At 66.9% G+C, this 3,032-nt stretch carries 2 protein-coding genes; both read left to right on the top strand.

The window, feature by feature from the left end; all coding sequences use genetic code 11:
* Positions 1-692, top strand: a 692-nt coding sequence (locus EOA36_RS32195; protein WP_189553459.1) for a DUF2270 domain-containing protein, incomplete at its 5' end; no start/stop codon positions are given.
* A 100-nt stretch (positions 693-792) separates the two neighbouring features.
* Positions 793-3,032: cation:proton antiporter (locus tag EOA36_RS32190; protein ID WP_245464533.1), on the top strand; the 2,240-nt coding region annotated here is incomplete at its 3' end.

The raw sequence follows: 3,032 nt of genomic DNA, 5'->3' as shown, positions 1-3,032 counted from the left end.
TGAACGATGCGCCGGCAACGCCCGTCGGCAGACCGCTTTCGCCAGGCGAACTGGTCACCGTTATGTCCCATTTCCATCGCGCCGAGATCGCCCGCATGGCCGGCTGGCGCGACCGCCTCGACCGCACCAGCAATTGGGCGATCACCGTTGTCGCGGCGATGCTGTCCGTGTCGCTGTCGACGGCCAGCGCCCATCACGGCGTGCTGCTGTTCGCCATGCTGCTGGTGCTGCTTTTGTTGTGGATCGAGGCGCGCCGCTACCGCTTCTTCGACGTCTACCGCGCCCGCGTGCGCCAGTTCGAGCGCCATTATTTCGCGCAGATCTTCTCGCCGCAGCCCGATTTCGCCTCCGACTGGCTGCTGGTCGTCGGCGAGAGCCTGCGCACCCCAAAATTCCTGGTTTCGCAGCGCGTGGCGCTGGCGCGCCGTCTGCGCCGCAACTACGTGCACATGATGCTGATCCTGCTGCTCGCCTGGATCCTCAAACTGTCGACCCCGAGCCTCATCGATCAAGGCGTGCCGGTCGGCTTTGTCGGCACAATGCGCGAGGCCGTCGGCGCGGCGGCGCTCGGTCCCATACCGGGCGCGGCCATCGTCGCCGTGGTTGCCCTCCTCTATGCCGGCCTGCTGGCGGCCGCCTTCCTGACGCCAGGCGACGACGGCGAACTCTCCTTCGGTAACGTCCACGTCTGACCTCGATGCCGGACGCCAACAACTCGCGACGGATGGCTGCAACGCAAACGTCGGCCGCGCGTTGTGATGGTCAGTCCGCGGCGGCGTCTTGAAGGGACCCATGATCCATCCATCGGCAACGAGGCCGCACGGTACAGCGGCCGCCCTTTCGCTGGCCATTTTCGTTCTGGCGCCGGCAAACCACGCGCTGGCCGCGCAGCCGGCCGGCCACGCCTCGGGCATCGGCGGCTCGGCGGAGGGATTATTCGTCGCCGAGATCGTACTCCTGCTTCTGGTCGGCCGTGGCCTCGGCGAAATCTTCCAGCGCTATGGCCAGCCGGCGATCATGGGCCAGCTGATCGGCGGCATCCTGCTCGGGCCGTCGCTGTTCGGCTGGATATGGCCGGACGCCCAGCATCTGATCTTCTCCACCGATCCCGCGCAGAAAAGCATGATCGATGCCGTCTCGCAGCTCGGCATCCTGCTGCTTCTCCTGCTTACCGGGATGGAGACGGATCTGCGCCTCGTGCGGCGGGTGGGCGCGGCCTGTTTTTCGATCTCGATCACCGGCGTCGTCGTGCCCTTTGTCTGCGGCTTCGCGCTGGCGCAGGTGCTGCCGGATTCCCTCCTGCCCGAGCCGGGTGAGCGCATCGTCGCCGGACTGTTCCTCGGCACCGCGCTGTCGATCTCCTCGGTCAAGATCGTCGCCATGGTGGTGCGCGAGATGAACTTCATGCGCCGCAATCTCGGCCAGGTCATCGTCTCCTCCGCCATCATCGAGGACACGATCGGCTGGCTGATCATCGCCGTCACCTTCGGCATCGCCACCAATGGCAGCCTGCAGGTGCTGCCGCTCATCATCACGGTGGTCGAAGTGGCGCTGTTCATGGTGTTTTCCTTCACCATCGGCCGCCGCCTGGTGTTCACCCTGATCCGCTGGAGCAACGACTCCTTCCGCAGCGAGTACGCCGTCGTCACCGTCATCATCATCATTATGGGCGTGATGGCGCTGATCACCAATCTGATCGGCGTCCACACCGTGCTCGGCGCCTTCGTCGCCGGCATACTGGTCGGGGAATCGCCGATCCTGTCCGACCACATCGAGGGCCAGCTGCGCGGCGTCATCACGGCGCTGTTCATGCCGGTGTTCTTCGGCATGGCCGGCTTGTCCGCAAACCTCACAGTGCTTGCCGACCCGACGCTCGCGCTGCTGACGCTGGCGCTGGTGCTGATCGCCAGCATCGGCAAATTCTCGGGAGCCTTTCTAGGCGGCCGCCTGGCCGGCATGTCGCTGAAGGAGGCGACCGCCGTCGGCAGCGCCATGAACGCGCGCGGCTCGACCGAGGTCATCGTCGCCTCGATCGGCCTGTCGATGAACATCCTGTCCCACAATCTGTTCACCATGATCGTCACCATGGCCGTCATCACCACGCTCGCCATGCCGCCAATGCTGCGCTGGGCGCTCGGCCGGCTGCCGGTCGGCGATGCCGAAAAGCAGCGCGTCGACCGAGAACTGCTCGACGAACGCGGCTTCGTCTCCAAACTGGAGCGATTGCTGCTGCTGGTCGACGACAGCCCGGTCGGCAAGTTCACCGCCTATCTCGCCGGGCTCGTCGGCGGCGGCACCGGCATGCCGACCACGCTGCTCCACCTCGAGGACGGCAAACTGCCCGGCCCTGCCCGCGACAAAGGCCCCGAGCGGGCCTCGAAACAGGTCAAGAGGGGAGCGGCCAGAAGCGCCAGGGCTGTCAGCAAGGCCGAGGACACGCCCGTCGACAAGATCCATCTCACGGCCCGCGCCGAGCTTGAAGCCACCACCGAAACGATCGCCGCCGAGGCCCGCAAGGGCTACGGCCTTCTGCTGGTTGGGCTCGACAACGCGCTGACCGGCAAAGGCACCTTCAGCGGCACGCTGAACGATATCACCAGCGGCTTCGACGGCCCGCTCTGCCTGGTGCTGAATGGCGCCAAATCCAGCGGCAAGATGCCGATGCTGCGCGCCGGCGCGACCATTCTGGTTCCCGTCAACGGCACCGAGGTCGCGCGGCGCGCGGCTGATTTCGCGCTGGCCCTGGCGCGGCCGCACCGGGCGCGCGTCAAAGTCCTTTATGTCTCGCAGGCCCGCAAGGGCAGCCGGCCAGGCTCGGTTTCGCACCGCCGCGAGGAGGCCGTGCTCAAGGATGTCGCCGATCTCGCCGACCGCTATGGCGTCGCCGTCGAGACCGCCATCAGAACGCGCGCCACGCCCGACCAGGCGATCGCCAGGGAAGCGGCCAAGGGCGCGGCGATGGGGGTGATGGGCGTCACGCAGCGGCCGGGCGAAGAGCTGTTCTTCGGCGACACGGCGACCGCCGTGCTGGC

Source organism: Mesorhizobium sp. M8A.F.Ca.ET.021.01.1.1 (genome assembly GCF_003998025.1).
GTDB lineage: Bacteria > Pseudomonadota > Alphaproteobacteria > Rhizobiales > Rhizobiaceae > Mesorhizobium.
This window is presented reverse-complemented; position numbering and strand designations above follow the sequence as displayed.